This window comes from Methanospirillum hungatei, from assembly GCF_020216685.1.
Classification (GTDB): domain Archaea; phylum Halobacteriota; class Methanomicrobia; order Methanomicrobiales; family Methanospirillaceae; genus Methanospirillum; species Methanospirillum hungatei_B.
The window spans coordinates 1-8,274 of record NZ_JAIWNS010000213.1 but is presented as its reverse complement, the minus strand read 5'-3'; the positions used below and the strand labels follow the sequence as shown (position 1 = coordinate 8,274).

Annotated in this window: 9 protein-coding genes and 1 pseudogene; 9 read left to right on the top strand and 1 reads right to left on the bottom strand. The window is 44.6% G+C overall.

Features of this window, described 5'->3' with window-relative positions; genetic code table 11:
* The 9 genes from LDL35_RS12935 to LDL35_RS12895 all read left to right on the top strand — a co-directional run.
* Nucleotides 1–470: ATP-binding protein (locus tag LDL35_RS12935; RefSeq protein WP_304023104.1), on the top strand; the 470-nt coding region annotated here is incomplete at its 5' end.
* 10 nt (nt 471–480) lie between these two features.
* Nucleotides 481–870 carry a response regulator gene (locus LDL35_RS12930; protein ID WP_304023101.1) on the top strand — a complete coding sequence of 130 codons (390 nt, stop codon included), beginning with the start codon at nt 481–483 and terminating at the stop codon, nt 868–870.
* Nucleotides 867–1,415, top strand: a complete 549-nt coding sequence (locus tag LDL35_RS12925; RefSeq protein WP_304023099.1) for a CheB methylesterase domain-containing protein — start codon at nt 867–869, stop codon at nt 1,413–1,415. Before LDL35_RS12930 ends, LDL35_RS12925 begins: the two co-directional genes overlap by 4 nt.
* An 87-nt stretch (nt 1,416–1,502) precedes the next feature.
* Nucleotides 1,503–1,883, top strand: coding sequence for a hypothetical protein (locus tag LDL35_RS12920; RefSeq protein WP_304023097.1), 381 nt, complete (start codon nt 1,503–1,505; stop codon nt 1,881–1,883).
* A gap of 59 nt (nt 1,884–1,942) precedes the next feature.
* Nucleotides 1,943–4,105 carry a polyphosphate kinase 1 gene (gene ppk1 / locus LDL35_RS12915; RefSeq protein WP_304023094.1) on the top strand — a complete coding sequence of 721 codons (2,163 nt, stop codon included), beginning with the start codon at nt 1,943–1,945 and terminating at the stop codon, nt 4,103–4,105.
* 24 nt (nt 4,106–4,129) lie between these two features.
* Entirely contained in the window at nt 4,130–4,624 is a 495-nt protein-coding gene (gene ruvC / locus LDL35_RS12910) for a crossover junction endodeoxyribonuclease RuvC (protein WP_304023091.1), read from the top strand.
* Nucleotides 4,621–5,208: a Holliday junction branch migration protein RuvA gene (gene ruvA, locus LDL35_RS12905; RefSeq protein ID WP_304023089.1), complete on the top strand. Its 588-nt coding sequence runs from the start codon at nt 4,621–4,623 to the stop codon at nt 5,206–5,208. The genes ruvC and ruvA overlap by 4 nt, the downstream gene beginning before the upstream one ends.
* A gap of 6 nt (nt 5,209–5,214) precedes the next feature.
* Nucleotides 5,215–6,228: a Holliday junction branch migration DNA helicase RuvB gene (ruvB, locus tag LDL35_RS12900; protein WP_011447921.1), complete on the top strand. Its 1,014-nt coding sequence runs from the start codon at nt 5,215–5,217 to the stop codon at nt 6,226–6,228.
* Nucleotides 6,229–6,272: 44 nt separating this feature from the next.
* Entirely contained in the window at nt 6,273–7,622 is a 1,350-nt protein-coding gene (locus LDL35_RS12895; RefSeq protein ID WP_304023085.1) for a CAP domain-containing protein, read from the top strand.
* A 5-nt stretch (nt 7,623–7,627) separates the two neighbouring features.
* Here the strand turns inward: LDL35_RS12895 and LDL35_RS12890 are convergent.
* Nucleotides 7,628–8,274, bottom strand: a pseudogene (locus LDL35_RS12890) (hypothetical protein); the annotation flags it as partial.

The window sequence follows — 8,274 nt, the reverse complement described above, 5'->3', positions numbered from 1 at the left end:
ATCAGAAAAGTCTGAAAGTTACTAATAATATTCCGGATGAATGCCAGGTATTTATGTCACCGATGCATTTTGAAACTATTTTAGGAAATCTCATCGGGAATGCCATAAAATACTCATTTATTGAGGGTAATGTTACTATTGATGCGACAGAAGAGAGAGATTCCATAGTGCTCTCTATCAAAGATGAAGGGATTGGAATCGAACCAGAACATATCCCAAGGGTATTTGAGGAGTTTTACCGGGCTGATAACTCCCGTCATGAGCGTGGGTCACATGGGCTTGGCCTTGCAATTGCCAGGAGAGTTGCTGATATGTATCGTGGGATTATTACCGTTGAGAGTGCCGGCGCAGGAAAAGGATCTGTCTTTCATCTTCATCTCAAGAAAAATCCGGAACCATTTCTTAAAAAAAGAGAAGGACTGATACAGACCATTACACAACAGCAGGGGGAAGAAAATGGAAGGGAATAAAGGAGATGTAATGATAGTTGATGATGATGCGCATGTCAGAATAGCGGTGAAAACCATCCTTTCTGATGCAGGATTTCATATCATTGCGGCAGATAGTGGAGGGCAATGTATAGATCTCTTAAAAAAAGGATTTTCAGGAGTCGTACTCCTCGATATCATGATGCCGGGGATGGATGGATGGGATACCATCCGGGCAATTCTTGATAATAGTCTTGAGCAGGGGATCGCAATTGTAATGCTCACCGCAAAGAATGCACCTGATGCAAAAATGATTGGTCTTCAGGAGTATGTTGTTGATTACATAACAAAGCCTTTTGATAATGAGGAACTTATAGAAAAAACCACATTTTTTATGGGTTTTGTACAGAATCAAACTGGGAATGGAATATCTACAGAATGAAGATCATCATAATCGGTTCATCTACCGGCGGTCCATATATACTGGAATCAGTCTTCTCTGATTTTCCAGTTGTGAATGCGGCCATTGTTATCGTGCAGCATCTCCCTCCGGCCTTTACCCGGACTTTTGCCAGCCATATCTCATCATTTGGAAAAATGCCGGTTTCTATCGCGAGTGATGGAGAGATACTAACGGCGCCACATATATACATTGCTCCTGCCGGACAACATCTCCTTATAAAAAATAACAGAACCTTTGCCCTCAATAACAGTGAGAAACTCCATGGAGTCCGCCCGGCTGTGGATTTGACCATGCTGTCGATGCAGAAAAAACCAGATGATTCGATCATGGGTATTGTACTGACCGGTATGGGACGGGATGGTGCTGATGGTATATATTTTCTCCATACATTAGGTGCTGTTACCATTGCACAGGACCCGGCAACTGCACCCATTAAGAGTATGCCACAGGCGGCAATAGAGACTGGAAAAGTTGATTTTATTCTGACTCCGGATAAAATTAGAGATGCTATCATTCATTTTTAATATCGTCCGGGTTTATCCGTGACCACAAACAATTCATAAATACCAGGCAAATAATATGATAGAACCATGAAATCAGGGAGAAAAATCATGAACCCGGGACAGATATCCGGCTGTCTGATACTATGTCTCTGTTTAATATATTTGATATCAGTCCCTGTCCTTGCTGATGATGGAAATAGTTCGAATCAGACAAATCTCACCTCAGGGAACGAGACCCCGATGATTGAAGGGATAGAATATCCGGAGGATGGATTTAGGGCAGCCGAAGGTCTTGATTATGGGATCTCGGCCCAGGGGTATGCTGATGTTGGTCGGGTCAGCACCGGATTTTCGGGATCTTCCCTGGAGGCACGGGGTACTAATCAATCTCCGTCGGTGGTTATGTCGTTCTCAGACAAATCATCGGTAAGTGGATTTATCAAAAACTTTATGAAGTCTTTCCATTATGAGAGCGGAACAGATCTCTAATCTCCTTCATTCGCCGTCAATTACTTATTCTTTTTTCTCATTATAATTCTGGAAAAGAAATGGAAGGAGAACAGGAGAGTTCATATACAGCTTTTTCTCGAAATCCGAATTTGAAAAATCCTAATTTGTATTTTAACCGGGAACTCTCATGGATTCAGTTTAACCGTCATGTTCTGGATGAAGCAAAGGATCACTCCCATCCTCTTCTGGAACGGGTGAAATTTTTATCCATATTTGCAAATAACCTCGATGAATTTTTTATGATCCGGGTATCGGGTCTTCATCAGCAGCTCCAGGAAGGCGTAACCAAGGCCTCTCCTGATGGTCTCTCACCCGGAGAACAACTGGACGCCATATATCATACCCTTGTTCCTCTTCTTGAAGAAGCCGTAAAAACCTGGAATGATGATATAATTCCTGCTTTAAAAGAAGAAGGAATCATCATTCATACCTATGAAACCTTACATGAAGAGCAAAAATATAATATTCGAAATTATTTTATTAAAGAAATCTTTCCGGTTCTTACTCCTCTTGCCTTTGATAAGTCACATCCCTTCCCGTTTATCTCCAATCTTGCATTAAATCTAGCCGTGATACTCAGAGAACGGGGACATAAAGAGGATTTATTTGCACGAATCAAGATCCCAAATAAATTATTTCCCCGTCTTATCCCGGTCCCGGCGGTTGGTGATGGACAAAATATTCGGGGAAGATATGAATTCATATTCTTAGAAGAGGTTATTGCAGAAAATCTGGATCTTCTCTTTCCAGGAATGGACGTCAGGGCAGCCTATCCATTCAGAGTGACCAGGGATGCAGATATTGAGATAGAGGAAGATGAAGCAGATGACCTGCTCGTTGCAGTTCAGGAATCTATCGGACGCCGCTGGGTAGGCAGACCTGTCAGAATAGAAGTCTCTTCATGGATGGATCAGTCGGTCTGTTCCATGATGGCAGAGAAGATGGCCGGATTTCCCCATATGTTCTATCGGCTGTCAGGGCCGGTGGGTATGGCTGATCTCATGTGTCTTTTAGACATTAACCGGCCGGATTTGAAAGATACTCCTTTCATCCCCTCTGTTCCGAAAAAACTAGAGAACGAACAGAACCTGTTTACAAAAATCAAGGCACGGGATTTTATTCTCTTTCATCCCTACGAGAGTTTTCAGCCGGTCATCCAGCTGGTAAACCAGGCGGCCCATGACCCTGATGTTCTCGCAATTAAGATGACCTTGTACCGTTCAGGTGCAAAATCACCAGTTATTGCGGCCCTTCTTGATGCCAGAGAAAATGGGAAGGCAGTATCGGTTGTGGTAGAACTCAAGGCACGGTTTGATGAGGAGAATAATATCGGATGGGCGAAAGCCCTGGAACATGCCGGAGTCCATGTTGTCTATGGAATTATGGGACTAAAAGTCCATGCAAAGCTGTGTCTCATTGTCAGAAGAGAACGTGAAGGAATCGTTCGATACGTCCACATGAGTTCAGGGAATTATAATGCGACAACTGCGCGAATTTACACAGATATTGGTCTTTTTACGGCTGATCCAGAGATCGCTTCGGATGTTTCAAATCTCTTTAATGCCCTGACCGGATACTCAAATTATATGGCCTATAACCATCTGATGGTCTCGCCAAAATATATCAGACGGGGAATTCTCTCTCTTATTGAACGGGAGATTCAACGCCAGAAAGAGCATCAGGACGGCCATATCATCCTGAAATTAAATGCCCTGCAGGATGCAGAGATGATTCGGGCATTGTACCGTGCGTCACAGGCCGGTGTAAAGATTGATCTTCAGATACGGGGGATCTGCTGTCTTCGGCCAGGGATACCAGGAGTATCTGAAAATATTTCAGTATCCACTATCGTCGGACGGTTCCTGGAGCATTCAAGAATTTACTATTTCCATAATGGAGGGGATGAGATTGTCCTTATGGGGAGTGCGGACCTCATGCCACGGAATCTGAACAGGAGGATAGAGGTACTATTTCCCATCCTGGATCAGAGGATTCGAAGAGAGATAATCTCAACAATTCTCCCGGTACACCTGAATGACACCGTGAAGAAGCGGATTCTGACAAAAGATGGATCATATATCAGGGCAGTTCCTGAAGGGGAGGCTTTACATGCACAGGAATGGCTCATTGCCCACCGGGGAATCTGGAATGAACATATGGATGAAGAAAATGGCAAGCTGCATAAAAACATTGACATCTAGTTCAGGAATTGTAAGGTAATTGAAGTGAACACCGGAAATGAAACAGTTCTTGGCATCGATCCCGGATTTGCCAGATGTGGATATGGCGTTGTCGGTAAGGAAAAAAATACTCCGGTTGCATATGAATGGGGATGTATTGAGACCACCCCGAAAACCGGAGATACACCGGTCAGATTACTCTCAATTTATGATTCAATAGAGAATCTTATCCGCACCTATACCCCCGTCTGTCTTGCATGTGAAAAACTCTTCTTCTCCCGCAATACCACGACTGCGATGCAGGTCAGTGAAGCAAAAGGAGTTATCATTCTTGCTGCGGCGAAACATCAGATTCCGGTCTTTGAATATACACCAAAGCAGGTAAAACTCGCGATTACCGGATCCGGTCTGGCCGACAAGAAACAGATCCAGATGATGATTACGCGACTGCTCCGTCTTTCAGAGATACCACAGCCGGATGATGCTGCTGACGGACTGGCACTGGCACTTTGTCATGTGAACTGGATGAGGATGAGATGATAGCACGAATCAGGGGTCTGGTTATCGGATATGAATCAGGATCGGTCATTGTCGAGGCAGGGGGGATTGGTTATCGCATCCGTGTCCCGGAATCAGTCCTTACCTCTATCACAAAAGATGATGAGATTATTCTGTATACAGAACTTATCATCCGTCAGGATCTCATGCAGCTGTATGGTTTTTATACTCCTGAAGAGACAGAGATGTTCCGCCTTCTCATATCAGTATCTCACATCGGCCCACAGACCGGACTTGCAATTATAAGCAGACTATCTCTTCCTGAAATCTGTGATGCCATCTCATCCAAAAAACCAGAGATATTATCACAGGTCCAGGGACTTGGGAAGAAGGGAGCAGAACGGATCATCCTGGAGCTTCAGAAAAAGGTATCAGAACTGAAGATTCAGTATCCGCAAACACCCACTTCATCAACAAAAGTCCAGGACGCCGTTCTTGCATTGTTATCTCTGGGATATAGTCGTGAGGAAGCAATGGGAGCTTTAGAGAGATCAGCACTGGATACAGAAACCGTATCCTCATCAGAACTTGTCAGGGAAGCCCTCGTATTCCTTCGGAAAAAGTGAGAAACCATGCAGACCAGATTTGTAAGCCCGGTAAATCATGATGAAGAGCAGGATGAACCCTCCGTCAGACCAGGGCTTCTGGCAGATTTTATTGGTCAGGATTCGATAAAGGATGCGCTAACGGTGGCGATTACATCCGCCAGGAAACGAAATAAGCCGCTTGATCATATCCTCTTCTCTGGACCGCCGGGTCTTGGAAAAACCACGCTTGCACACATCATCGCCCAGGAGATGAATTCACACATCGAGACGACAAGCGGTCCGGTGCTCGACAGGCCTGGAGATCTGGCAGCTCTCCTTACCCCTCTGAAGGATAGGGATTTTTTATTTATTGATGAAATTCATCGGTTGTCTCCGGTCATTGAAGAGATACTCTATCCGGCCATGGAGGATTATACAATTGACCTTCTGATCGGTGAAGGGCCTTCAGCACGGACCATACAGCTTCCCCTGGAGCGGTTTACTCTCATCGGTGCAACCACCCGTCTTGGTCTTCTCGGTTCTCCTTTCAGGGATCGGTTCGGTATCATCCTGCGGCTTGATCTGTATGATCCATCCGAACTTACGGTAATCGTCACTCGATCAGCCGGAATTCTGGGCATTCCCATCACTCCTGAAGGGGCTGCAGAGATTGCAGGACGGTCCAGAGGAACACCCCGGATTGCGAACCGACTACTAAAAAGAGCATATGATTATGCAATCGTCAGGGGCACGGGATCAATAGACCAGAATATTGCCAATACTGCACTTTTTGCGCTTGGCGTGGATCAGAAAGGGCTTGATATCCTGGACAGAAGAATCCTCGAAGTGATTGCCAATGACTTTGACGGCGGCCCGGTCGGTCTGAAAACCATCTCAATATCAGTCGGTGAGGAGCCGAGGACCATTGAGGATGTATATGAACCATACCTTATCAGAATCGGATTTCTAAAAAGAACCCCCCAGGGCCGGATGATAACCAGTGCAGCACGGGATCATCTGGGAAATTCCCATACCAGAGATCTCACCTCCTTTCTCTGAATATTTCCTGCAAGCTTGTAAGAGATAATGATCAATAGATCAGTATGATCTGGTCCAAACCCACAAGTACTCTGGTTTTTTTATTCATCTGTCTCATCATAATCTCTCCATTACAAGCGGATTTAACGTCAGAAGAGACAGACAATCGATCAACTCCCTATACCCTTACCCCTGACCTCTCCCTCTCTGATCTCATCATTCCCAATTTGGTAGAAACAGGCAAGCCTATTTCAGGTTCTGTTATTGTAACCAATCGTGGCCCGGTACCGGCCAGTCATATCTCAATGGATGTGCTACTTACGCAGAACGCAACCCGGGGGATTCAATCTATCTGGCTTGGAAGCAGGGGGACAGATGTGATGGCACCAGGAACCAGGGGAAAAATCCCATTTTCCTTTGATGTGCCGATGGGTCTTCGAGAGGGAGAGTATTTTGTGAAAGTCAGTATCCGGGCATACGAACCAGAAATTATTACTTCTGATAATACCATCACTTCCCCTGAGCCGGTTTTCATCCGGAAAAATCAGCCTTGGAAAGGAGGAGAGCCAAATCTTCAACTCTTCATTGATTCTGTCAGCACCAATTCTTCATCGCCAAATTCACCCTTCACAATAACATACAGGATTCTAAACACAAATACTGACGCTGCAGGATCATGCAGGTTGTTATTCCTCCTCTCTCCGGATAGGGATATCATTGATGGATACCACCTGCGGGAAGAACGGATCTTTTCAATATATGGATACATGAATGAACAGGGAATATCTGATGACCTGATACCAGAACATATCCCACCAGGCTTCTATTACCTGATAGGAATTATTGATTATACGGGTATGATTCAGGAGACGGATGAAACAGACAATATTTTTGTCTATCCTGATCCGATATCTATCTCCTATCCTCAAAATCTCTATTCAGAATCATACAATGACCAGATAACCGGGTACCTTTTTCTGAAAACAAATAAATACAGGGAATATCTTGGCCTTTCACCCCTTACCTTTGATACCGATCTCCGCACCCTTGCCCTGGATCATACCACCGATATGATACGGAGATCCTACTTTTCCCATTATACCCCTGAAGGAATTGACCCGACCGGAAGAGCTGAACTGATGGGATATGATGTAACACGAAAAATGGACGATGGCAGTATCAGGACCGGTATTGCTGAAAATATTATACGGATAGCAGCAGGACATACGATCGGGAAGGCATATACCGGATTTGTTGATCCTACAACACCAGAAGATGTCGCGGATGTCATGATGATTGAATGGATAAATAGTCCTGAGCATAATAAAAACCTCATCAACCCGACGATTGAAAAAATTGGTATCGGGACCAGATTTGACGGGGAGTATTTCTATGCAACCCAGAACTTTTTTTAAATTCCTTATTTTGATGACGTCTGATTCATAGAGTTGAATATCGTGACAATATCTGCATAATCAGCACGTCCGTTTTTATTGAAATCAATCCGAAGGGAGAGGTTGCTCTCACCAATCCATCGGAAGTTCTGGAATAAAAGAACCAGATCATGCATATCAAGACGTCCATTCCCGTTCAGATCTTCAAACCGCCCGTCATTATCGGTATCTTTCATCTCCTGAACCATCGATGCATTAAATCCGATCGGGATCATGACATTGGCATTATATTCAAGATTCAACTCATCTGATCGTTCAGGATCACTGATCCTGGTAGTACTGCTGATCCGTGCGGATGATACTCCGGCGATCCCGGTCTGTGCTGATGCCTGCTTATAGGGAGATTTTTCTTCTCCGGATGATATGGTTCCACCAAGAGCACAGGCAGGGGTTCCTGAATCTTCCTGACCCTCGCTCATCCGGGTCGCGACTACATGCTCTGAAGCCTGAATAGATCTATCCCCATCTGAAGTATATTCAACTAATCGTTCAGAAGAGATGCTGCCAGAACCGGATATCTGTCTTGTTTCATGAGTCTTTCCTCCATTGGTCATAACATCCTGGGCATATACAGCAGTACCGGAACTGATTTTTCCTGATGTGGTATCATTCT